The 23,634-nt window shown below is 70.6% G+C and carries 18 protein-coding genes; 8 read left to right on the top strand and 10 right to left on the bottom strand.

Going from position 1 to position 23,634, the window contains the following annotated elements; genetic code table 11:
• The coding region (locus tag ABT367_RS32450) for a glycosyl hydrolase family 65 protein (protein WP_352256850.1) at positions 1-2,541 on the top strand (2,541 nt) is incomplete at its 5' end.
• A 75-nt stretch (positions 2,542-2,616) separates the two neighbouring features.
• Here ABT367_RS32450 and ABT367_RS32445 read toward each other — a convergent pair.
• On the bottom strand, positions 2,617-3,135 hold the full coding sequence (locus ABT367_RS32445) for a MarR family winged helix-turn-helix transcriptional regulator (protein ID WP_352256849.1): 519 nt from the start codon (positions 3,133-3,135) through the stop codon (positions 2,617-2,619).
• Between the two features lie 98 nt (positions 3,136-3,233).
• On the opposite strand from ABT367_RS32445, the gene ABT367_RS32440 reads away from it, so the two are divergent.
• Both ABT367_RS32440 and ABT367_RS32435 read left to right on the top strand, forming a co-directional pair.
• Entirely contained in the window at positions 3,234-4,457 is a 1,224-nt protein-coding gene (locus tag ABT367_RS32440; protein ID WP_352256848.1) for an MFS transporter, read from the top strand.
• 70 nt (positions 4,458-4,527) lie between these two features.
• A complete protein-coding gene (locus ABT367_RS32435; RefSeq protein ID WP_352256852.1) occupies positions 4,528-6,057 on the top strand; it encodes a VWA domain-containing protein in 1,530 nt (509 codons plus the stop codon).
• A 22-nt stretch (positions 6,058-6,079) separates the two neighbouring features.
• Here ABT367_RS32435 and ABT367_RS32430 read toward each other — a convergent pair whose 3' ends face one another.
• Entirely contained in the window at positions 6,080-6,637 is a 558-nt protein-coding gene (locus ABT367_RS32430; RefSeq protein ID WP_352256847.1) for an ATP-binding protein, read from the bottom strand.
• A gap of 177 nt (positions 6,638-6,814) precedes the next feature.
• Here ABT367_RS32430 and ABT367_RS32425 point away from each other — a divergent pair, with 177 nt between their 5' ends.
• The 3 genes from ABT367_RS32425 to ABT367_RS32415 all read left to right on the top strand — a co-directional run bounded on the left by ABT367_RS32425 (position 6,815) and on the right by ABT367_RS32415 (position 9,167).
• Complete coding sequence (locus ABT367_RS32425) at positions 6,815-7,069, top strand: DUF397 domain-containing protein (protein ID WP_352256846.1); 255 nt, start codon at positions 6,815-6,817, stop codon at positions 7,067-7,069.
• A 249-nt stretch (positions 7,070-7,318) separates the two neighbouring features.
• Positions 7,319-8,245, top strand: a complete 927-nt coding sequence (locus ABT367_RS32420) for a helix-turn-helix domain-containing protein (protein WP_352256845.1) — start codon at positions 7,319-7,321, stop codon at positions 8,243-8,245.
• Between the two features lie 112 nt (positions 8,246-8,357).
• Complete coding sequence (locus ABT367_RS32415; protein ID WP_352256844.1) at positions 8,358-9,167, top strand: SAM-dependent methyltransferase; 810 nt, start codon at positions 8,358-8,360, stop codon at positions 9,165-9,167.
• Between the two features lie 22 nt (positions 9,168-9,189).
• Here ABT367_RS32415 and ABT367_RS32410 read toward each other — a convergent pair whose 3' ends face one another.
• Together ABT367_RS32410 and ABT367_RS32405 are read right to left on the bottom strand one after the other, a co-directional pair.
• Positions 9,190-9,609: a VOC family protein gene (locus ABT367_RS32410; RefSeq protein ID WP_165336815.1), complete on the bottom strand. Its 420-nt coding sequence runs from the start codon at positions 9,607-9,609 to the stop codon at positions 9,190-9,192.
• 69 nt (positions 9,610-9,678) lie between these two features.
• Entirely contained in the window at positions 9,679-10,053 is a 375-nt protein-coding gene (locus ABT367_RS32405) for a helix-turn-helix transcriptional regulator (protein ID WP_352256851.1), read from the bottom strand.
• 279 nt (positions 10,054-10,332) lie between these two features.
• Here ABT367_RS32405 and ABT367_RS32400 point away from each other — a divergent pair, with 279 nt between their 5' ends.
• Complete coding sequence (locus ABT367_RS32400) at positions 10,333-12,165, top strand: polysaccharide deacetylase family protein (RefSeq protein ID WP_352256843.1); 1,833 nt, start codon at positions 10,333-10,335, stop codon at positions 12,163-12,165.
• 105 nt (positions 12,166-12,270) lie between these two features.
• Here ABT367_RS32400 and ABT367_RS32395 read toward each other — a convergent pair whose 3' ends face one another.
• Entirely contained in the window at positions 12,271-14,499 is a 2,229-nt protein-coding gene (locus ABT367_RS32395; RefSeq protein ID WP_352256842.1) for a glycosyltransferase, read from the bottom strand.
• The gene (locus tag ABT367_RS32390) at positions 14,496-15,767 is read right to left on the bottom strand and encodes a nucleotide sugar dehydrogenase (RefSeq protein WP_352256841.1); all 1,272 of its coding nucleotides are present in this window, start codon (positions 15,765-15,767) and stop codon (positions 14,496-14,498) included. The genes ABT367_RS32395 and ABT367_RS32390 overlap by 4 nt, the downstream gene beginning before the upstream one ends.
• A gap of 337 nt (positions 15,768-16,104) precedes the next feature.
• On the opposite strand from ABT367_RS32390, the gene ABT367_RS32385 reads away from it, so the two are divergent.
• Positions 16,105-17,535: a cellulose binding domain-containing protein gene (locus ABT367_RS32385; RefSeq protein WP_352256840.1), complete on the top strand. Its 1,431-nt coding sequence runs from the start codon at positions 16,105-16,107 to the stop codon at positions 17,533-17,535.
• A gap of 73 nt (positions 17,536-17,608) precedes the next feature.
• Here ABT367_RS32385 and ABT367_RS32380 read toward each other — a convergent pair whose 3' ends face one another.
• The 4 genes from ABT367_RS32380 to ABT367_RS32365 form a co-directional block, all read right to left on the bottom strand.
• Positions 17,609-18,916, bottom strand: coding sequence for an SPFH domain-containing protein (locus ABT367_RS32380; RefSeq protein WP_352256839.1), 1,308 nt, complete (start codon positions 18,914-18,916; stop codon positions 17,609-17,611).
• Positions 18,913-20,598: an SPFH domain-containing protein gene (locus tag ABT367_RS32375; protein ID WP_352256838.1), complete on the bottom strand. Its 1,686-nt coding sequence runs from the start codon at positions 20,596-20,598 to the stop codon at positions 18,913-18,915. Before ABT367_RS32375 ends, ABT367_RS32380 begins: the two co-directional genes overlap by 4 nt.
• Positions 20,599-20,746: 148 nt before the next feature.
• Positions 20,747-21,574: a siderophore-interacting protein gene (locus tag ABT367_RS32370; protein ID WP_352256837.1), complete on the bottom strand. Its 828-nt coding sequence runs from the start codon at positions 21,572-21,574 to the stop codon at positions 20,747-20,749.
• Between the two features lie 78 nt (positions 21,575-21,652).
• On the bottom strand, positions 21,653-23,634 hold a 1,982-nt coding region (locus ABT367_RS32365), incomplete at its 5' end, for a hypothetical protein (RefSeq protein WP_352256836.1).

The following is a 23,634-nucleotide window of genomic DNA, read 5'->3' as shown; positions in this document are numbered from 1 at the left end:
GCCGACCCCTCGGACCGTACGGCCCCCGGCGGAAGCTGTGCGCCCTCCCCGGGCTGGACGCCGAGCTCCACGGATCCGCTGAAGACCGGCCCCGCGCACGCCTACGTGGGCAACGGGCTGCTCGGGGTGCGGGTGCCGCCGCGCGGGCACGGGTACGCGGTGTCCGACAGCAAGACCGGGTGGCCGCTGTTCACACCCCGGTACGACGGTGCGTTCGCGGCCGGTCTCCACGGGATCGACCAGGAGTCCGGACGCCAGGCCGTCGCCGCGCTCCCGAACTGGACGACGCTCGACTTCCTCGCCGGCTCGCAGGCGTACGGCGCCCAGGGCAGGACCTCCGCGTACCGCCAGACGCTCTTCCTGCGCTGCGGATTCGTGCGGACCTCTCTCACCTGGACCGCCGCGGACGGCCGCCGTACCGACCTCGTCTACGACGTGCTCACCGACCGCAACAACGCACGCGGTGGCGCGGTGCGGCTGCGGGTCACCCCGCACTGGAACGGCACCGCCACGGTCGTCGACCGGATCGACGGCCAGGGAGCACGGCGGCTCACGCACGAGGGCGGCGGGCCGAGCGGCCGGGCCACCGTCGACGTGGCCTTCCGCGCGGACGGGACCGGGACGCGCGGGGCACTGGCCTCGACGCTGCGGGCGCCCGGGCGCATCCAACCGGCCGGTGCGGCGCAGAAGTTGAGCGTGGCGCAGGCCGCGAAGTTCGCCGTGCGCTCCGGGCGGAGCTATGAGGTCGTGAAGTTCGTGGGCGTCGGCGGTGCGCGGACCACCGCGGCCTCGCGCAGGGCCGCGATCCAGGCCTCCCAGCACGCCGCGCTGCGCGGCTGGCCCGCCCTGTTCTCCGCGCACACCGCGGCCTGGCGCGGGCTGTGGTCCGCACGGATCGAGGTGCCGGGACGCGAGGATCTGCAGCTGTGGACGCGCTCGGCGCAGTACGGCCTGTACACGGCGCTGCGCCGCGGCGGCCGCGACAGTCTCTCGCCGGTCGGTCTGAGCAGCGACAACTACGCGGGCCTCGTCTTCTGGGACGCGGAGACCTGGATGTTCCCGCCGCTGCTCGCGACCCGGCCCGAACTCGCCCGCCCCGTACTGGACTACCGCTTCCACACGATGCACGGCGCCCGCGACAACGCCCGGCGGCTCGGCTTCAAGGGCCTGTTCTTCCCCTGGACGAGCGGGTCGGACGGCCGGCTCTGGTCCGAGTGCCACAGCTGGCGCCCGCCGCACTGCCTCACGCAGGTGCACCTCCAGTCCGACATCGCCTTGGCGGCCTGGCAGTACTGGCTGGCGACCGGTGACCGGCGGTGGCTGGGCGAGCGCGGGGAGCCGCTGCTTCGCGGGATCGCGGAGTTCTGGGCCGACAAGGCCGAACGCAATGAGGACGGCTCGTACTCGATCCGCGATGTGGCCGGACCCGACGAGTACAGCAACGGTGTCGACGACGCGGTCTTCACCAACGCGGGCGCGGCGACCACGCTGCGCCACGCCGCCGAGGCCGTCGAACTCCTCGGCGGGCGGCCCGATCCGGCCTGGCGGCGGATCGCGGACAGGCTGCGGATCCCGTATGACGCGCGACGCAAGATCTTCTGGCAGTACGAGGGGTTCCAGCGCCTGAAGGATCCGCGGATCAAGCAGGCGGACACCGTGCTGCTCATGTATCCGCTGGAGTGGCCGATGCCGAAGGGTGCGGCCGCCGCGACCCTCGACCACTACGCGGCGATCACGGACCCGGACGGGCCGGCGATGACCGACTCGGTGCATGCGGTCGACGCCGCGGCGATCGGCGAGCCCGGCTGCTCCGCGTACACCTATCTGCAGCGCTCCATCCGGCCGTTCGTGCGCGGTCCGTTCGCGCTGTTCTCGGAGGCGCGCGGTGAGAAGGCGGGCGCGCACGATCCTCTCGCCGGCTCCCCCGCGCAGGACTTCCTGACGGGCAAGGGCGGTTTCCTTCAGGTGTTCACGCACGGTCTTACCGGGCTGCGGCTGCGTCCGGACGCGGTGCACCTCGACCCGGTGCTGCCGCCTCAACTCGCCTCCGGTGTACGGCTGTACGGCCTGTCGTGGCGCGGGCGCACGTACGACGTGAACGTGGGGCCGCGCGAGACGACCGTGCGCCTGACGTCGGGGAAGCCCTTCACGGTCGAGTCGCCGCAGGGTTCCTTCCCGGTGACCGCCGACGAGCCGGCCGTCCTCAAGACGCGCCGCCCCGACCTCGCACCGGGCGGCTCGCTCGCGCGGTGCCGGCCGGCCTCCGCAAGCTCCGAGGAGCCGGGTCTCTACGCGGCGGCGGCGGTGGACGGAAGCCCGGCGACGGCATGGAAGCCGGAGCGGGCCGGGGCCTCGCTGAGCGTGGATCTGGGGCGGGTGCGGCCCGTGAAGTCGGTTTCGGCGAACGGCAGTTACCGGGTGGAGACGTCGGTGGACGGGAAGCGGTGGGTGCCGTTCGAGCGCGGGGCTGCGGTGCGGTGGGTGCGGATGGTGCAGACGGGGGCGGGGCCGGAGGCGGTGGCCGAGCTGAAGGTCGACTGACCCGGGGCCCGCTGATTCAAGGTCGGCCGGCTCGAGGTCGACTGACCGCCCGCACCTGTCGGCCGACCTTCCGCGTCACTTGATCGACGTGTCCCCGAGCGTCACCAGCAGCGTGCGGAGCTTCGCCGCGAGTTCCCCGGCGTCCTCGCGTCCGAAGTCCGCGAGGATGCGGGCCTCGTTGGCGAGGTGCTCCTTCATGAAAGTGCGGGTCACCTCATGGCCGCGTTCCGTGAGGCGGATCTTCACCGCGCGGCGGTCGCCCGTGTCGCGCACCCGCTCGACCAGACCCTTGGCCTCCATACGGTCGATGCGGTTGGTGATCGCACCGGAGGTCACCATGGCGGCCTTGCGGAAGGCGCCGGCGGTCAGCTCGTACGGGGGGCCCGAGCGCTGCAGCGTGGTGAGGATGTCGAACTCGCCCAGCTCCAGGCCGCGTTCGGCGGCGAAGGCCTTGATCTCCTTCTCCAGGATCCAGCCGAGGCGCTGCAGCCGGCCGATGACCTGGACCGGCCAGAGGTCGTCGGCCAGGTCGGGCCGCTCGGCCTCCCACTGGCCGATGATCGCGTCCACCGCGTCTCCGCTCGCGTCGCCCACGGCACCTCCAGAGATCTCTCAACGTTGAAACAGTTGACGCTGAACGATACCTGATGCTTTTATCTCAACGTTGAAATAATCAATGTTGAGGGGGAGCCATGGCCGTCCAGTCCGTCACTCCGGGCGCGGTGCGTGAAGCGGTGGCCGCACGTCAAGTCCCGTCACTGCTTCTGGCGTTGCTCGCCGCCCCGATCGCCGCCGGCGCCAACGCAGCCGTGCTGATCCTGCCGAGCACGGCCGCCTCGCTGGGGGTGTCGACGGCCTCCGTGACCTGGATCGTCACGGCGTTCGCCTGGGCCATGGCGATCGGTACGCCGCTGTTCGCGGGGCTCCTTCGGCTGCGCGGCGTCCGTGTCGCGCTGCGGGTGAGTTCGGTGTTCGTCGTCGCGGGCAGCGCCCTGGTGGCGTTCGCGCCCTGGCTGCCCGCGCTGCTCGTGGGACGGGCGGCGCAGGCGCTGGGCGGGGCCGGGTTCGTGGCGGTCGCGATGAGTCTGGCGGCCGGATCGGCCCGCCGGATGGGAGTGATCACCTCAGGGTTCGGTGTGCTCGGGGCGGCGGGGCCGCTGCTCGGCTCCCTGCTCGGCGAGGCCGCCTCGTGGCGGGTCTCGCTGCTCATCTCCGCGGTCTCCCTGGTGGCCGTGCCGATGGTGGCGCGGTACGCCAAGTCGGCTCCTGCGCCCGGGGGTTCCTTCGATGTACGTGGAGCGGGCGTCGTGGTCGCGCTGGCCACCGCGCTGGTGCTGATCCCGCAGACCGGTGCCGCTCTCCCCGTCCTGGTCGCCGCGCTGGTCGCGGCCGGGCTGCTCGTGCTGCATGTGCGGCGGCGGCCCGAGGGCCTGGTGCCGTCCGCGGTGGTCCGCTCGCCCCGCTTCATCGGCGCCGCGCTGACCGCCCTTGCCGTCTCCACCTCGTACTTCACGCTGCTCTTCGCCCTGCCGCGGCTGATCGCGGACCGCGCCGGATGGGCCCAGAGCTCCATCGGATTCGGGCAGCTGATCGCGCTGCTCGCCGGATCGGCCCTGTCCTGGGGGATCGCCGCCGCGTCGGTGCGGATGAGCCGGCGGGCGGTGTACGGGGTGTTCCTGGCCCTGGGCGCTCTGGCGCCGCTGACCGCGGTGTACGCCGCCTGGGCGCCGCTGCTGCTCGTCGCCGCGGCCCTCGCGGTGTTCGCGGCGACCGGCAGCAACGCCGTCCTGTCGGTGTACGCGGGCAAGGAGGCGCCTGCCGCCCAACGACCCTCCGCCATCGGCCTGTTCGTGCTCTGCTACCAGCTGGGCGGGGCGTTCGGGCCGGCCATCGCCGCCCTGCTCGTGCTCGGCTGAGGTTCGCGGGGCCCTTGGCCCCTGGCCGTCACCCGGCCCGGTCGGCAGACTGGGCCGGGTGACGACACCGATGCGCAAAGGCGCCAACATCCCGGTACCCGCCGCCTCCGTACGCGCGGTGCTCAGCTGGGCGGACCGGCCGGGCAGCCCCGACGCCGATGTCTCCGCACTGCTGCTCACCTCGGCCGGGCGGGTGCGCGACGACCTCGACTTCATCTTCTACAACCAGCCCGAGCACGCCTCGGGCGCCGTGCGCTATCTGGGCACCGAACGGCAGCCGGGCGTGGTCGCCAACTCCGTCGAGGTGCAGCTGACGCGGCTCGAGGCGGAGATCGAGCGGGTGGTGCTCACCGCGTCGGCGGACGGCGGGACCTTCGGGCAGCTCGCCGAGCTCACGCTGCGACTGCTCGACGCCGGTACGGGGGCGGAGCTCGCGCGGTTCGAGACCGAGGCGGGGAGCGAGACCGCGTTCATCGGCGGCGAGCTCTATCTGCGCGGCGGGCAGTGGAAGTTCCGGGCCGTGGGGCAGGGGTACGCCTCGGGGCTCGCGGGGCTCGCCACGGATTTCGGGATCAGCGTGGACGAGGAGGAGAGCGCGGCCTCTTCTTCCGGCGCCTCCTCTTCCGGCGCCCCTTCTTCCGGCGCCTCATCTTCCGTTCCGTCTCCGCCCGTCCCGTCCCCGCCCGTCCCGTCCCCGCCCGTTCCGTCCCCGCCCGTTCCGTACGCGCCGGTGACTCCCCCGCCCGCGCCGCACTCCGCACCACCGGTCGCGCCGCCTTCCGCGCCTCCGGTCGCGCCCGCCCCCACCCTCGCGCCGACTCCCCCGCCTCCTCCCCGTATGACCAAGGGCGAGGAGAACCTCCCCGTCGACATGCGCAAGCGCCTCGACCTGCGCAAGGAGAAGGTCGCCGTCAGCCTCGCCAAGCACGGGGCGACCGGGGTGAAGGCGCGGGTGATCCTGGTGCTCGACGCGTCCGGGTCCATGTCGGCGCTCTACCAGCGCGGCACGGTCGCGGGCGTCGTGGAGCGGATGGCCGCCGTCGTCGCGCAGCTGGACGACGACGGGGCGATGCAGGCGTGGACCTTCGCGTCCAACCCGGCCCGGCTGCCCGATCTGTGGCTGGGTGAGCTGCCGCGCTGGCTCCAACTGCACGTACGGGTGGGCGAGATCAGCCTCCTGCGTCCGAAGAAGCGCAAGAGGGGCCTGCTCGACGAGCAGGTCGACATGCGGCTCGTCGGCATCCAGAACGAGGAGCAGAAGGTCATCGCCGAGGTGCGCTCGTACGTCCGCGAGCATCCCTCGGCCGATCCGACGCTCGTGCTGTTCTTCTCGGACGGCGGGGTCTACCGCAACGCGGCGATCGAGGCGCAGCTGCGCGAGGCCGTCGAGGAACCGGTGTTCTGGCAGTTCGTCGGGCTCGGACGGGCCTCGTACGGCGTGCTCGAACGCTTCGACACCCTGCCGGGCCGGCGCGTGGACAACGTGGGCTTCTTCGCCGTCGACGACATCGACAAGGTCTCCGACGAGGAGCTCTACGACCGGCTGCTGTCCGAGTTCCCCCAGTGGATCAGGGCGGCTCGCGGAGCGGGGATCCTCTGAACGGCGCTCCGCCCGCCGGGTCCTAGAGCAGGCCCGTCACGCTCGGCGCCGCCTGCGCGGTGACCAGACGGGGCTGCTCGTTGCCCGTGAAGAACTCCGCGAGGAGGAGCAGGCGTTGCACGGTGGCCGGTGCCGGGCCGCCGCCGGACCGGGTCACCGCCGCCCATACGCCCTTGCCCCAGGGGCCCGGTTCGGTCCAGCCCCAGGCGTCGCTCACCGCGTCGACCACATGCAGACCGTGGCCCGCCGACTTGACCGGGAGGCCCGGGCCCGGGTCGAAGACCGCGCACAGGAGGTCCGGGCCCTCGCTCAGGACGGCGACGACCAGCGGGTGCGGAAAGGGTTCTGCATCAATGCCGGACAGGCCGTGTTCCAGCGCGTTGGCCACCAGCTCGCCGACGGCGGTGTGCACCCGCGGCGCGAGCGCGGTGCACCGCCAGCGGTCCAGGGTCGCGTCCACGAACGCCCAGGCCGCCTTCTCCGATCCGAAGTCGGCGGGGAGCGAAAGAGTCGCCGAGTCGGCACCGGTCACTGCTGCGGGAAGCAGCAGCTCCTCCGGGCGGCCTGCGGCAGTCGTCACCTGAACTCCCCTGTTCGAAAAGGCCCTTGGTCAATGGGCCATACGCCGACATGGTGGGGTGTCCCCCGCGTCACTGCAAGCACATCGGCAAGAACGCCTGCAAGAACGTCTGCAAGTACGTCTGTGCTTACGCTTGCAAGTACATCCGCACGTACACGCCCAGGGGGAGAGACCCGCATGCGCTCACCACACGCCTTTTCCGGGGACTATGACAACGGCATGTCCGCGGCCGCGCTCGAAGGTGTCCGGTGGCGCAAGAGCGGCCGCTCCAACGCCAACGGGGAGTGCGTCGAGGTCGCGGAACTCGCCGACGGGCAGGTCGCCGTGCGCAACTCCCGCTTCCCCGACGGGCCCGCGCTGATCTATACGAGAGCCGAGCTCGCGGCGTTCGTCGCGGGGGCCAAGGACGGGGACTTCGACGATCTGACGTAGCGTCGGAGAACCGGTACGCGTACCGCGACTACCCTGCGTAGGCGCCCAACTAAGTCTGGACCACGTTTAGTTCGGAACGCTGTACACACGGCGCGCGCCGGTGCGACACTGAGCCGCCGGGCGGCCCGGGCCCTGTTTTCTGCGCCTGCGGCCGACGGACACAACGGAACTCGCCGGATCCACGGCGTAGCCAGCGGGGAGCACATGGGGTCTCCCCTGTTCGAGCGGATTCGAGAACTTGGGGATGGCATGACGGGCTCTCGGGCAGAGGGTGCTCCCGAGGTGGCGGGGGCGTCCGAACTCCGGTCGACACCTGCTCAGCGGCACGGCGGGCCCACGGTGCTGCGCATCGTGCTCGGCACCCAGCTGCGCCGGCTGCGCGAGGCGCGCGGGATCACGCGCGAAGAGGCCGGTGACGCGATCCGCGGTTCGCACGCGAAGATCAGCCGCGTGGAGCTGGGCCGGGTGGCCCAGAAGGAGCGGGACGTCGCCGACCTGCTCACGCTCTACGGTGTCTCCGGCGCCGACGAGCGGGCGGAGTATCTGGAGCTGGCGCGGCGCGCGAGCAACCCCGGCTGGTGGCAGAAGTACAGCGACGTCATGCCCAGTTGGCTGGAGACGATCCTCGGCCTGGAAGAGGCGGCCGCCGTGATACGCAGCTACCAGGTGCAGTTCGTGCCGGGGCTGCTGCAGACCGCGGACTACGCACGGTCCGTGGTGAGCCTCGGCGAGGCACGGGGTTCGGTGCGCGAGATCGAGCGCAAGGTCGAACTGCGGCTGCGCAGGCAGCAGTTGCTCACCCGGCCCGAGGCGCCGAAGCTCTGGTTCGTGGTGGACGAGGCCGCGCTGCGCCGTCCCATGGGCGGGCGTCTCACGATGCGCACCCAGCTGCGCCGCCTGATCGAGGTCGCCGAACTGCCCCATGTCACGCTGCAGGTGGCGCCGTTCGGCGCCGGCGGGCTCGCCGCGGCGGGCGGGCCGATAACGATTCTGCGCTTCGACGAGCCGGACCTGCCGGACATCGTCTATCTCGAACAGCTCACCAGCGCCCTGTATCTCGACAAACGAGCCGATGTCGAGAACTACATGATGGTGATGGACCAGGTCTCCGCGGCCGCCTCGACCTCCGAGGCCAGCGTGCGGTTCCTGGAGCAGCTGCTCGACGAGTACTACTGAGCCGACGCATGTCCCCGCGTACCGCATGCACGACGCGTGTCCCGCGTACCGCATGCACGACGCGTGTCCCGCGTACCGCATACATCCTGTACGTCCCCTCAGGAGATGCCCCATGACCGCAGAAGCACCCGCGCCCGGCCCGGCGATCGACATCACCGTCCCGTGCTCGCCCCGCATCTGGAACTACTGGCTGGGCGGCAAGGACAACTACGAGGTCGACCGGGCGATCGGTGACCAGTTCTTCGAGATCTACCCGTCCATCGTGCCGATCGCCAAGCACTCCCGTGCCTTCCTCAGCCGCGCGGTGACGTATCTCGCGGGCGAGGCCGGCGTCCGGCAGTTCCTGGACATAGGAACGGGGCTGCCCACGCACGACAACACCCATCAGATCGCGCAGCGCACGGCGCCCGACGCGCACATCGTGTACGTGGACAACGACCCGGTCGTCCTCGCCCACGCCCGCGCCCTGCTCACGTCCAGCCCCGAAGGGGCCACGCACTACATCGACGCGGATCTGCGCGATCCGGACCTGATCCTGGAGCGCGCGGGCAAGCTGCTCGACCTCGAGCAGCCCGTCGCGCTCTGCATGCTGAACATCCTCGGCCACATCGAGGACACCAAGGAGGCGACCTCGATCGCCAAACGCCTGATGGACGCGCTGCCTTCGGGCAGCTACCTGGTCACCGCGGACGGCACCAACGTGGTCACCGGCGAGGCCTTCGAGCAGGCCATCGCCATCTGGAACCAGGTCGGGCGCCCCACCTACCACCTGCGCAACCCCGAGCAGATCGCCGGCTTTTTCGACGGCCTCGAGCTCCTGGAGCCCGGCGTGGTCTCCTGCTCGCGCTGGCGCCCGGCGGAGAACCCCTTCGGGCAGCCGGCGGAGGTCGACGAGTTCTGTGCGGTGGGGCGCAAGCCGTAGCCACGCCCCACATGCGTGCGGCTCAGGCGGTCTTCGGGCGCTGCGCGAAGCGCAGCAGGTTCCCGGCGGGGTCGCGGAAGGCGCAGTCGCGTACGCCGTACGGCATGTCCATGGGTTCCTGGATGACCTCGGCGCCCGAGGCCGCGAGCCGGTCGAAGGTCGCGTCGCAGTCCTCGGTCGAGAAGATCACGCCGCGCAGCATGCCCTTGGCCATCAGCTCGGCCATGGCCTGTCGGTCGTCGGGCGAGGCGTTGGGGTCGGCCAGCGGCGGCTCGAGGACCACCTCGACATCGGGCTGCGTCGGCGAGGCGAGCGTCACCCAGCGCATGCCCTCGAAGCCGACGTCCTTCTTCACTTCGAGGCCGAGTGCGTCGCGGTAGAAGGCGAGCGCCTTGTCGTGGTCGTCGACGGCGATGAAGCACTGCTTCAGCTTGATATCCATGGCGTTACGGTACGGCCGGGCGCGACCGCCCCGCTTCTCCATTCGTGACCGACACCCCCTAGCCCTTCTTCAGCCCTTCTTCGGGTCCGGCTTGGCCTTCCGCAGCGGCCGCGAGTAGATCATCGCGACGCACGCCGGGATGTCGGAGATGTCCTCGTGGTCCCGCGCCCGGTACGCGCTGGGCGACTCCCCCACCAGCTCGGTGAAGCGCGTACTGAACGAACCCAGCGAGGTACAGCCGACCGCGAAGCACACCTCGGTGACCGAGAGGTCCCCGCGCCTGAGGAGTGCCTTGGCGCGCTCGATCCGCCGCGTCATGAGATAGCTGTACGGCGTCTCGCCGAACGCGGCCCGGAAGCTGCGCGAGAAGTGCCCGGCCGACATGAGCGCGTGCCGGGCCAGGCGCTCGACGTCGAGGGGCTCCATGTAGTCGCGGTCCATCATGTCGCGGGCCCGCCGCAGCCGTACGAGATCGTCGAGCGGTACCTGTCCTGTCACCCTGCCAGGATCCCACGGTCCACGTCACAATCCGCCGCCGCCCGCTGGCGGATTCTGCCGCGCGGCTATACTCCGGGCACATAAATCACATCTTCCGTTGCCTGACGTCGCAGGCGTGACGCCTCGCTGAGCCGGAAGTCGCAGGGGCCGGGGGAGCCGCAAGGTCCGGGGGATCCGGGGGGATCACGTCGACCGTCCTCACCCTGTAGGAACCGAGGAGTCGCCTTGAGCAACAGCAACTACCCGGCGGGCGGGCCCGAATACGGGGACCAGGATCCTGGATACGGATACTCCGACGGCGGTTACGGCCGGCCACGCACCGACCGTTACGGACGGCCGCTCGACGAGTCGTACGGGCAGCCCGACTCCGCGTACGGCCGGCAACCCGACCCCACGTACGGCCAGGGCCCCGATCCCGCGTACGGGCAGCGCCCCGACCCGGCGTACGGGCAGCGCTCCGAACCCGCCTACGGCCGGGGGCCCGAGCCCGTGCCCAGTACGCCCGCGAGCCCCGAAAGCCGCCCGGACGGCGGCGGGAACGAGGCCGGCGGCGAACGGCGGGCCGGTCGCGGCCGGGGCGGCGACGGGGACGGCAAGGGGCAGAACCGGCGCTCGGCCCTGAAGTTCATGGGCTTCGGCGGGCTGCTCACCGCGGGCGGCGCGGCCGCGGGTGTGCTCGGCAAGGACCTCGTCATGCCGTCCACCGCCCAGGCGGCATCCGCCACCGGCGCCCTGAGTCTGCCCGCCGGCAGCCAGGTGGACGGTCTGACCGTGCCGTCGTTCGCCCCCTCGGGCCGTCGGCCCCGCTACCGCCGGGCCACGTGGAGCCAGCAGTTCCAGAAGGGGCACGGCTGGTCCATAGGCGGCTCCGGCACCGCTTCGTCGTCCCCCGACGACACCGAGGTGTTCACGCGCGGGACGCAGTCCGCGCGGGCCACGACCACGGGTGCCGGAGCGCAGTCGTACATCCGCAAGTCCGGTCTGCCGACGCTGAACCTCACCGGCAAGATGCTCCGTCTGATCTTCCGCGTCGAGAATGTCGACCATCTCGCCAAGATGGTCTTCTACTTGGGCAGCGGTGGTTTCAAGGACACCTTCAGCTGGCGCTTCCACAGCCACTCGAAGACCGCCGCCAACTATGTGCAGTCCGGTGAATGGGTCACCGTCCACCTGCAGTGGGCCGATGTCGCCGCCGCTTCGGGTGCGTACGCACTCTCGGCCACCGGGAAGCCCTCGGTGCAGAACGGTTTCACCGATCTGTCCTTCGCGGTGTACGACGACGGCGCGGGCAAGGTGACCTACAACCTGCAGGCCGTGGAGGTCGTGCCGGACACGACGTCGAAGTTCCCCAAGGGCGTCGTGTCGATCACCTTCGACGACTCCCATCAGTCGATCCATGATCTGGGGCGCCCGGTCATGGACGAGCTGGGCATGCCCGGCACCATCTACAACATCGCCGACGCCATCGGCACCGGCACGTTTCTGACCATCGACGAGATGCGCAGCCTGCAGGACTCCTCGGGCTGGGAGATGGCCGGGCATTCGTACGCCAACTCGGCGCACACCGCGAGCTACGCCAAGCTCACCGCGGCACAAGTGGACGAGGACTTCCGGCGGTTGCGCGAGTGGCTGGTCGCCAACGGCTTCACGAGTGAGCACTTCGCGTATCCGCACGGCGCGTTCCAGAAGACCACGGACGGCGTGCCCGTCGATCTGCTCGCCGCGCGCCACTTCACCACCGCGCGGTCGATCATCTCCGAGACCATCGAGTCCTTCGCCCCGGCGATGCCGTACCGCCTGAAGGCCCTGACAGGGATCAACGACGGCTCGGGGATCGGCGGTACGACGCTGGCCAAGGTCATCGGTCCCGGCGGGCAGCTGGACCGGTGCGCGGAGAGCGGTGACTGGCTGATCCTGTGTCTGCACAAGCTGACCGCGGGACCGCCGAAGACCAGCACCGAGATCAGCCAGGCCGGTCTGGGCAAGCTGCTCAAGGAGATCGAGAAGCGGGATATCGAGGTGCTCACCGTGCAGGAGGCCATGACGTACTACGCCTGACAGCCGGGCCGCAAGGAACAGAGCCGTCAGGGACACAGTCGTCAGGAACGCAAAGGGGCGGGGCCCGGTGAACGACACCGGGCCCCGCCCCTTGCTGCTGCTCTGTCAGCGGCCTTCGCCGAACCATCCGTCCTGGGGATGCGGTTCGCGGCTGCGCCGGGACTGACCGTACGGGGCCGCCTGCGGGTCCGTCCCGTCGTCGTCGTATCCCTGCTGCCCGTAGCCGCCCTGCTGGGGCTGCTGCGGGATGCGGGGCGGCTGACCGCCCTGCTGATAGCCGCCTGCCCGGTCGCCGTAGCCCTGCGGGTGCTGCCCCTGCTGCTGCGCTTGCTGCGGGTGCTGGCCCTGCGGGTAGCCCTGCTGAGGTCCGGGCTGCCCCTGGCCGTAAGGGACTTGACCGCCCTGCGGCCGCCCGGCCATGGGGTGCGGGCCCTGCGGCTGCTGCGGGATGTGACCACCCTGGGGGTAAGCACCCTGGGGCTGGACGTGCTGGCCCTGCGGGTACTGGCTCTGCTGGTGGTGAGCGGTCTGCTGGTACTGCCCCTGCTGGTGCTGGGTCTGCTGGTGCTGAGCCTGCTGGTACTGCCCCTGCTGCCCCTGGTGGGCCTGCGGCGCGTACTGGCCGTTCTGTGCCTGCGGCGGGTACTGCCCGTTGTGCGCCTGCGGAACGTACTGCCCGCTCTGGTACACGGGCCGCTGGCCCTGCTGCGGAATGGGCTGCGGTTCGCCCGGCACACCGCTCCACGCCACGCGCTGCTGCGGCATGCTGGCGCCGATGTCCTTCAACTCACCGTCGCTGTACTCGTCGTGATACGGCTGGCCGGCGAGCTGGCGGCCGGTGTGGTGCGCCTGTGTGCGGGCGAGCGCGATGCCCTCGAGGCGCATCATCTCGATCGTGGAGGAGACCTGCTGCGAGGAGTTCATGTCCTCCTCCTCCCAGACCTCGGAGATCTCGCCCTCGTGGCCGGCCACCGAGACCTCGACACCGGCCTGGCGGGTGCCCCAGCTTCCCTTGTGCAGGGTGAGCAGCGCGTAGAAGCGCAGCGGCGTGAGCAGCAGGAGCTGGATCACTCCGTACAGCGGGGCGAGCAGGAACATGCCGAAGCGCTTGACGAAGCCCATGCCGCGGCGCGGGAAGTCCAGATAACGGACGTTGCGCAGGTAGCCCATCAGGACCATGAAGATCAGGTAGTCGCCGATGTGGTTGACGAACTGCGACGGGTGCATGATCGGCAGGATGACCATGGAGTAGAACATCGCCGAGCCGAAGATCAGCCACAGGGCGAGTTCCATACAGGTCAGCCAGAACGCCGGGCGCCACTTCTTCTGGTTGCGGAAGGCCCACAGGGACTCGCGGAAGAAGGACTTGTTCCAGCGCACCTGCTGGCGCAGGAAGTGCGGGAGCTTCTCCGGGACGGCCGTATAACCGACGGCGGTCTCCTGGAAGACGACCTGGCCCTCGATCAGGCAGTAGTTGGTCATCCGGCGGTCGTCGCCGAAGACGGCCGGCTTGCCGAGGAACTGCTGGTTGAGGAAGTCCGGCAGGTACTTGCGCACCAGGGTGCCGCGGTACACGGACAGGGCGCCGCAGCAGCACAGGACCGACTTCAGACGGGAGTACGCGGCCCGCTCGAAGAGGAACGAGTTGCCGTACCTGAGGTCCTGGAGGCGGGTGAAGATGTTGCTGTCGTGGTTGAGCGCGAGCACCATGCCGGTCGAGGCCATGATCTTCGGATCGGCCATCGGCAGCAGCAGCTCTCGGACGGTGTCGCGGGAGAGCACGGTGTCGGAGTCCACGCACAGGAACAGGTCCGTGTACGGGGCCGCCTCGAAGCCGAGCGCGAGCGCCTCACGCTTGCCCTTGTTCACGGGCTGCACGCTGACGGTGTACTTGACGCCCCTGGCCTCGAACTCGCGGCGCATCTTCTTGGCCGCCCGGATGCCGCCGGGGTCGGCGCTGCAGTCGTCGATGATGTGGATCTCGTTGGGCAGCCGGCTCTGCGCGAGCAGGGAGCGCATGCCCTGCTCGAACATCACCGGGTCCTCGTTGTAGATCGGGATGACCGCGGTGACCCACGCGTTGTCCAGGTACATCAGCTCTTCGCGGTCGGCCTTGGCGGGCCGGTAGAAGAGTGCGCCGAACATCTTCAGGGTCAGCAGACCCATCGCGCCGAACGAGTACAGGTGGAGCGAGTCCGGGTCCAGCTTGGACGCGATCACCGCGGCGATGGCGAGGAAGAAGAAGTACGACACCTTCAGATGTCGTCGCCGCTTGTGCCGGCGGCGGCCGTCGGTATCGACGGCGCCGGGTATGTACGTGTCCGTATCACTCACAGCTTGACTACCTGGGGATGGTCGGCGGACTTGCCTCGGGTGTCGAAGAGCTTCGTCGCGTGGTCGGCCAGCTTGTCCAGGTCCAGCTCGCTGTGGTGCTGGAGCAGGATCGTCAGATCGGCCTGGGCGGCGCCCTCGAGATAGTCGTCGACGCGCGGCACCTCGGCGCCGTCGACGGTCCAGCCCTCCACGCGCGGGTCGTAGTAGACGAGGTCGGCGCCGCGCTCGAGCAGCAGCTCGGCGACGTCCACGGCGGGACTCTCACGCTGGTCCGAGATGTCCGGCTTGTACGTCACGCCGAGGAGCAGCACCTTGGAGCCGCGCACGGGCTTGCCCTGGTCGTTGAGCAGATCGGCCGCGCGCGAGACGACATGGGCGGGCATCCGCTGGTTGATCTCCTGGGCAAGCTCCACGAAGCGGAACGGGATGCCGAGCGAACGCACCTTGTACGAGAGGTAGTTGGGGTCGATCGGTATGCAGTGACCACCGACACCCGGGCCCGGGTAGAAGGGGGCGAAGCCGAACGGCTTGCTGGAGGCGCAGCGGATCGAGTCCCAGAGGTCGACACCGATCTCACGGCAGAACATGGCCATCTCGTTGACGAGGGCGATGTTCACATGCCGGTAGGTGTTCTCGAGCAGCTTGGCCATCTCGGCCTCGCGGGTGCCCTTGGCCTCGACGACCCCGCCGACGAAGCCCTCGTACAGGGCACGTGCGGCCTTGGTGCAGTCGGGGGTGGTGCCGCCGACGACCTTGGGCGTGTTCTCCAGGCCGTAGGTCGGGTTGCCCGGGTCGATGCGCTCGGGCGAGAAGGCGAGGTGGAAGTCGACGCCGGCCCGCAGACCGCCGGCCTCGAGGGCGGGGCGGACGACCTCGTCGGTGGTGCCGGGGTACGTGGTGGACTCCAGGACCACCAGGGTGCCCGGGGTCATGTGGGCGGCGATGTCGGCGACCGAGGCGTTGACCGCGCCGAGTTCGGGGGCACCGTGGTCGGTCAGCGGGGTCGGCACACAGATGACGACGGCGGCCGCCTCGGCTATGACCTCGGGGCTGTCGACCGCGCGGAAGCCGCGCCCGATCATCGCCTGGACATCCGCGTCACTGATGTCGTCGATGTGCGAGACGCCCGAGTTCAGCCCCTGGACGACCGGCACGCTGCGGTCCAGGCCGACCACTCTCAGCCCGGACGCACTGGCGGCACGGGCGAGCGGCAGGCCGACATAGCCGAGCCCGACGACGACCAGGTCCACGGTTGCGCTTCTGTTCACAGCCACGCTTTCCCCACGGCGCCGCCGGCACCCGTGCGGGTGGTTGGCGCTCAAGTTCTCTCAAGAATCGAATAAGCGACTGGTGATGCTATCGAGGAATGGCCAACTCTTCACAGCTTGTGCACGGTCTCGATTCTCACAGCACATTCCGTACAACCCTTGAGTCCCTTGGGGAGTCGGCCTCTCTGCAAACCCAGTGGTAACAAGGAGGCCGGGCTTCCGTTATCCACTCTTCATCCAGCCCGAGCCCCGAGACCCCGGTCGACTGCGGGTAATCTCGGCGCCGTTCCAACAGCCGGGCGCGCATCGCCCAGCGCGCCCCTCTGAAGGAGTTTCCGTGGCGACCTCCCGCCGCCGGCGGCCTCAAGGCCGCAGCCGAATAGGCAAGGTGTTCAAAACCCTGCTCGTCCTGGCCGTGCTGGCCGGTGCGGGCTTTGCGGCCAAACCGCTGTACAACCACTTCAATCCGGACGAACCCGACCTGAAGGTGCGCTACCGCACCGAGACCAAGGCCGAGTCCGACGCGGCCCGCCCGTGGCTCGAGGTCCTCAATACGTCCGACAAGCCCCTGCCGTTGAGCGAAGTGAAGCTGCGCTACTACTTCACGGCCGAGGACGGCGCCCCGTACGCCTTCAACTGCGTCGAGGCCCACATCGGCTGCTCGAACCTGTCCGGGACGATCGTCGCCATGGACAAGCCCAGCGAAAAGGCGGATCACTACCTGGAGCTGGGCTTCTCGGACAAGTCGGGCACGGTGGCTCCGGGCGGCAACAGCAAGGGCCTCGAGCTCCAGCTGTTCCGCACCGACCACAAGGCGCTCCAGCAGGACGACGACTGGTCCTTCGACGCGGCGAAGAGCGCGTATGCGGAATCCGAGCAGATCGCGGCGTACCGGCAGGGCAAGCTCGCCTGGGGCGAGGAGCCGGACGGCGGGACGGGTACCACGGAGGCCGGCGGTTTCGCCGAGCTCCCGGCCGGGGCGGTCTTCGACAACTTCAACTACCAAGGCCCCAAGGACACCGCGCTGTTCAAGCACAACTGGCTGGTGCGGTCCAGCGAGGGCGGCCCCGGCGTCGAGGACACCTGGGAGCCGGGGGGCATCTCCTTCCCCGGCGCGAAGGACGCGGTCGACGGACAGGTTCTGAACCTCAGGGCGAGCACGGACGGCACCAACTCGGGCACCAGCCAGTCGGCGATCGGCACCAGGAACGGAACGTTCCGCACCGGCACCTACGCCGCCCGGGTCAAGTTCGCCGACAAGCCGGCCTCCGGCAAGAACGGCGACCCGATCCAGCAGACCTTCTTCACCATCGGCGGCAAGGGCGCCAAGTACAGCGAGCTCGACTTCGAGTACATGCCGAACGGCGGCTGGGGCGCCCCGGGTCCGCGGCTGACCACCACGACCTGGCGCAACGACAATCTCGACGACATCGGCGCGCGCGTGACCCGCGAGCACGACAAGCGCCTTGGCGGCTGGCACACGATGGTCATCGTCGTCGACAAGGACGGCGTCACCTACAGCATGGACGGCAAGACGCTGTACCGCAGCAGCAAGAACTACGTGCCGCGCTCGGACATGCACATCAACTTCAACACCTGGTTCGTGGACCTGGACAAGCCGCTCTCCGGCGAGCGGGTCTGGGACATGCAGATCGACTGGATGTACCAGGTCGCGGATCAGACGCTGACGGCCGAGGAGGCCGAGCAGGCGGCGGAGTCCTTCAAGGAGGGCGGGGTCGGGTACTTCGATACGTCGAAGAGCGACTGACGCGGCAACGGCAGAAGGCAGAAGGGGGCCGCCCGGTTTTCAGCCCGGGCGGCCCCCTTCCGTGTGGCCGGCGTCAGCCGCTGCCGTTGCCCTCGTCGGGCCTCCCCTGCGGCAACGCGGCCATCCGGGGGATCAGTTGGGCCGCGAGCAGCGTGGACAGGGCCGATGTGTCGCCGCTGCCCGCGCCGTCCGTGCGGACCACCACCGGCTGCGGGGCCTTCATGGCCAGTTCGGCGCCCACTTCGAGGCGGCGGCGGGCCAGTTCGTACTGGAGGACCGCCCGGTTGTCGCGGTACGCCTGGGCCAGGGCGCGCTGGGCGCGGGCCTCGTTCTGTGCGGAGATCAGACCGCTGCGGCCGCGGGTCTCGATCTCGAAGCGGACCCGCTGGGCGTTGGTCTCCTGCTCCTCCAGGAGCTGGGCGACCTGCTCGCGCGCCTTGTTGAGGGCCGCCTTGACCTCGACGAAGCGGGCGTCGCGCACCTTCTTGGCGCGCTCGATGTCCATGCCCAGGCTGTCGATACGGCGCTTGCGCGTCAGGCCCCACTCCTGCTCGTACGCCGTGCGTTCCTTGGCCACCCGCTCGCGGGTGGCCAGGTGCTGCTGGTACTGGGCGGGCAACTGGACGTCCGGGATGTTGCAGCCGGTGATGCGGACGCCGTAGCGGTCGAGCTGCCGGTTGAGGAGCTGCTGCATATCGGCCACGTCCGAGCCGCGCAGATCGTACGCGCGCTCGGTGCTGATGATCCGGGCGCGCTGGCGGATGGCGTCCTGGACCGCGCTGGAGAGCACCAGGTCGAAGTTGCCGGCGCCGATGGTCCGTACGAAGAGCACGGCGTCGGTGATACGGAACTTGAGGAAGAACTCGATCGAGCGCAGCGGCACGTTCTCCCGGGTCGGGCAGGCCATCACCGGTGCGGAGTACGGGATTTCGGTCGCCGTGTCGACCACGAAGTCCACCCGGGACCAGGGGTGCCACAGGTAGTGGCGGCCCGCCTCGAGGGTGCGGGTGACGGCTCCGTAGCGGGTCAGGACGCCGTTGGTGCCCTGCTCGATCTCGACGATCGAGGAGCGCCACCACCACAGGACGCCGACCACGAGGAACAGCGCCCCGACGGTGTACGAGAGCGTCGCGAGCGCGCCGTACGCGAGATCGCCCAGGCCGTCGGAGCCTGCTTCGCGCAGGGACAGCATGACGGCGGCGAGCAGCGTGAACAGGCCGAGCCAGAGCGGGAGCATCCACCAAAGGCGGCGGGTGCTGCGCGGGATGATGACGGGGATCAGGGTGCCGGCCTCGCCGCCGCGCAGCAGCTGGGCGACGCGGCTCCAGGGCGCGACGGCCTCGGAGATGACCGACCTGCGGTGGGTACGGGGGGTGCTCATGCGTCGCCCTCCTCGGTGACGGTCTCCTCGGTGACGGTCTCCTGGGTGGCGGCCTCTGCGGGTCCGGCCTCTGGGGGTCCGGCCTCTCCGGCTCCGGCCCCTTCCATGACGGCCACTACGGTCGGCCGCTCGGCCGCGAGCAGCTCGTCGATCTCTTCCTGGCGTGCGGCGATCCGCGTCTCGACCTCGTCGAGACGGTCCCGTACGGCCGCCATGTCGGCCTCGGTGAACAGGGCGTCGCCGCGCTCGCCCACCAACTCCCGTGCCAGGCGCAGGAAGTCGACCCCGGCCGCGCCCTCGGCGTCCGCGCCGCCGATCCGCACCAGGTGCGGCAGATGGTCGGCGACCTGCTCCAGGGTGTCGAGGATCTGCCGCTGGTGGCGGTATTCGAGGATCTCGGGCGCCTGGGCCGCGGTCACCGCCCGGATGTCGAGGGCCTGCGCCTCGAGGAGCGCCGCGTTCGCCTTCGCCTCCGACTCGGCCTGGACGTACCGCTGATGGGCCAGGGCCTGGGCGCGGTTGGTCTCGCGCTCGACGGCGGTGTCCATCTGCGCCTGGTACTGGGCGATGTCGGCCTGGATCGCGGAGAGGATCTCGTGGCTGGTCGCGAGCTCCTTGCTCAGGTCGCCCTCGTCCTGCTCCTTGCGCAGCATCAGCGCGTACTCGTGGGTGTAGGCCTCCTTCGCCATCCGCACCATCTCGGGTGCGGCCAGGTCCATCCGGTACGCCTGGTCGGAGGGCTCGGCGTGCGTGATGTTGGCGTTGGTGAGCTCGACCGCGGGGCGGAACTGGTGGTTGAGCTGTTCCAGGAGCCGGCCGGTGTCCTCGCCGACCATGTCGTAGATCCCGGCGGCCTCCTGCTCGTAGATGAGGCTGCGGATGGTCTCGCTGACCGCGTTGGCAAGTTTCTCCTCGAAACCGCGCACCGCGCCGAGGGTGTAGACGAACTCGGTGGGGTCGCTGATCCGGAACTGGATGAACAGATCGATCGAGGCCTTCACGCCGCCCTTGGTCGGTGCTTCGCGCACGGGCGCGTTGAAGGGGTATTCGCGGGTGGTGTTGACGATGTACGAGACCCGCTTCCACGGGCTGATCAGCGTCACGCGTCCCGGTCCGACCACCTTCTCCAGTTTGCCGAAACGGGTGATCAGGGCCTGGCAGCCGTCCGGCACCATCACCATGCCCTGCCGCCACCACACGAAGGCGACCGCGGCGAGCGCGATGACCCAGTAGTGCGCGCCGAACAAGGGATGGGTGAGCGGCGAGCCGTCCGCGGCGGAGACCACGGCGGTGCCCACGGCGCCGATGACGAGGAGCACGAGCACCGGGAGCATGCTGGTGAAGGAGCGGCCCTTGGGCAGCACCATCGGACAGATCACATGGACCTTCTCGCCGTCCTCGCGCCGCTGTTCGCTCTGGTTGAGCGCCTCGCCGGCCTCGTCGAGCGAGACGGTCTTCTGGACCATCACGGTCGCCAGGGAGCCGCCCTGTTCGCGTGCGGCCGGGAAGTCGGCCGGGTCCATCCCCTCTTCCTCGGGCTCGAAGCCGCCGCGCGCCGTGAAGGCCTCGCCCTCACCGCCGACGCGCCGCCGGATCTCCTCCTCGGCCAGCTGCCGCGGATCGGCCCCGGCGGCCACCGCCGAGATCACCCTGCGCGCGGTCTGCGCCCGTGTTCGCGCCATGTCCGTCCCCTCGCCCCCGTGTCGTACGTCTGTACGTCCGGATGCTGGCAGGGGTGCGTACGGTCGCGCATTGCCGTGGTCCGGCAGTGTTCGGGGCGGATCGGTGCCGTGTTCTTGTGGGCGGTGGGGCGGGTTCCCTGTGGTCCCGTCAGCGCCAATAGCCGGTGAACGTCACCGAGTCCTTGGGGAAGCCGCGCTCACCCACGAGATGACGCCGCACCTCGGTCGCGAGTTTCCGGCCGCCGGCCACCCAGGCGTATCCGGGGCCGTCCGGCAGCTCGGCCGCCTTGACCTCGGCCAGCACGCCGTCACCGGAAGCGGCGCCGCTCTTCCTTGTCACCCAGTGCACGGTGCTGCCCTCGGGGGCGTCGAGCGGCTGGATGTCGTCCTCGTGCGGGATCTCGATGTACGCGTGGACGGGTACGCCGCCCGTGCTCCCGGCCCCGCTGTCACCCGCCGAGCGGATGATCCCCGCGATGGCCGGCAGTGCCGTCTCGTCGCCGACGAGCAGATGGTGGCGGGCCGTTGACGGCGGCAGGAAGGTGATGCCTTCGTCGAGGATGCCGGCCTCGTCGCCTTCCGCCCCGTCGCGCGCCCAGGCGGAGGCCGGTCCGAGCCCGCCCTCGGCGTCCGCGTGCAGGGCGAAGTCGACATCGATCTCGGGTCCGTCGCTGTGGACGCCCTGTTCACGGTGGGCGCGCACGGTGTAGTTGCGGCCGACCGGCCGGGTCTCCTTGGACATCAGCATGTACTCGGCGACCCAGAGCCCGCCGGTGCGCTTGGGCAGCCGCAGGCCGCGTCCGCCCGGCAGGAACAGCCGGAACCACTGGTCGTATCCCATCGGCGTGAACTCCCGCAGGGCGGGGCCGCCGAGGGTGACGCGGACGAAGCCGGGGCTGATCTGCTTGCGGGCCACGGCCTGGACGACGAGGAAATCCCGCTGCTCGGGCTTGAGGTACTTGCCGCTCCTGGCCACCGCACAACTCCCACCCCTGGACATCAAGTTAGGTAACCCTAACCTAGGGTGGGGTGCCCGGGGTAGACGCGTCCCGCATCACTCGTCCCGTATCTGCGCCGCCAGTTCGGTCAGCGGTGCGGCCTCCTCGGCCCGGCCCATCGCGGTCAGCCGGGCGATCGCCGCGTCCACGCGGGCGAGGGCCGGGGCGGTGCGCTCCATGTAGAGGCCCTCGACGGCACCCGCGAGGCGCACGCACTCGGTCCACTCGCCGAGCCGTTCGTCCGCCGGGCCGAGGTCGCCGAGCAAGGTGACGGCCCGGTCAAGGGCGGCCAACGCGTCTTCGTACTCGCCGACATAGGCGTTCACACGGCCGTGCTCGTACGCGAGGGCCGTCTCCAGGGAACGGCCCATCGGCTTGAACCCGTCGCGGTCCGCCGCCACGGCGATCCGCTCGGCGTCGGCGAGCAGGGCACGCGCGTCGCGGAGTCCTTCCGTGCCCTGCTGCTTGGCCAGCAGGCGGGCGACCTCGCGCAGGTGGTTGCTGATCTGCTCGTAGCGCGGAGCCTTCGCGTGGGCGGCCAGCGCCTGGTCGAGGGCGGCGCGCGCCGACCCGAACTCGCCGGTCTCGGCAAGGAGTACGGCCGTCTCGCCTGCGATCATGGCGTGGCTGCCGGGGTCGTCGTCCCAGCCGGCCGACTCGGCGGCGAGCTCGGCGAACTCCGCCGTGGCCGCCTTGAGATCGCCGCCCGCGTGCAGGGCGCGGGCCCGGGTCAGCCGCAGCTGGGCGGTCAGCCGGTCGTCCAACTCGCCGTTCGCGATATCGGGTTCGGCCAGTACGGAGTCGAGCAGCGCGATGGCGTCCTCGTTCCGGTCCAGGTTCACGCTGAGCTGTGCGGCGTTGCTGTAGGCGCAGAAACCGTCCACGCGGCTGCCGTGCCGCAGATGCTGCTCCGCCGCCCGGGTCAGATGCCGCAGCGCCTCGTCGGGGCGGCCCAGGTGCATGCAGACCTCGGCCAGGTCCTGGTGGTAGCGGCCCTGGTCGTCCGAGTCGGCGGGCCACGCGGCGGCGTGGCGCAGCGCCTCGGTCAGATCCGTGTACGCCGACTGCGGGTCCTGCAGGCCGAGGTGGAGCCGGCCGCGCAGTCCCAGGGTGCGCGGCAGGTGCCACGCGGGGCCCTCGCTCCGCAGCCGGGCGAGCAGGGCGTCGATCCGGGTGACGGCGCCCGGCAGATCTCCGGAGAGCGCGTGCAGGGTGGCGCGCAGAAGGCCCGCGCCGGAGCTCTGCCCGGCGAGCCGGTGCCGGTCGGCGAACTCCTGCAGCAGGTCGAGCTCGGCGTGGGCCGGGGCGATGTGCTCCTCGCGGTGCGAGGTCTGCAGACGGATGCCGAGCGCGGAGGCGCGCAGACGCAGGAGCCGGGCCTCGTGGTGCGGGGTGAGGCCCTGGGTCTCCTGGTGGAGGCGGACGATGGCCGCGTGGGCGGCGGTCAGGGCGTCGATCTGCGCGGCGGTCGCGGCCGCCTCGTCGTCGGCGGGTCCGCCGGCCGGCGCCCCTTCCGCCGGCGCCTCCGCCGCCGCGAGCAGGGCGCACGCCTGCGCGACGGCCGCATGGCCGGCGAGCCCGGCGTCCTCGTAGAGCCCGGCCGCCTCCTCGTGCAGCGCCACGGCCTCGTCGAACTCGTCCTTGTTGCGGGCCGTGTAGGCCTCGTCGGTCAGCAGGTCGGCCCGCAGCCGGACGAGCGGTCCGACGGCCGGATCGTCGGGGTGCCGGTAATCGCGCGCGGCGGTCAGCACACGCAGCCGTGCCCAGCAGGCCGTGTCGCCCGGGTGGCCCTGCTCATCCAACTCCCGTGCCCTGACGATCAGTTCGGTGAGCGACTCGGGTACGGAGGGGGCCGGGCGGGCGGGAACGGCGACGGGCGCGGAGGCCGCCAGGTCGTCGAGCGCACGGGGCCGCAGCGTCAGCTCGAGGGCGTCGAGCAGCGGCGCGCGCTCCAGGCGGACGCGGCGGCGCCCGCTGACGGCCGCGGTGCCGTTGCGGGCGTCGAAGCGTCCGGCGAGCTCGTCGGCGCGGCGGCCCA

It is taken from the genome of Streptomyces mesophilus, from assembly GCF_040300965.1.
Classification (GTDB): domain Bacteria; phylum Actinomycetota; class Actinomycetes; order Streptomycetales; family Streptomycetaceae; genus Streptomyces; species Streptomyces mesophilus_A.
This window is presented reverse-complemented; position numbering and strand designations above follow the sequence as displayed.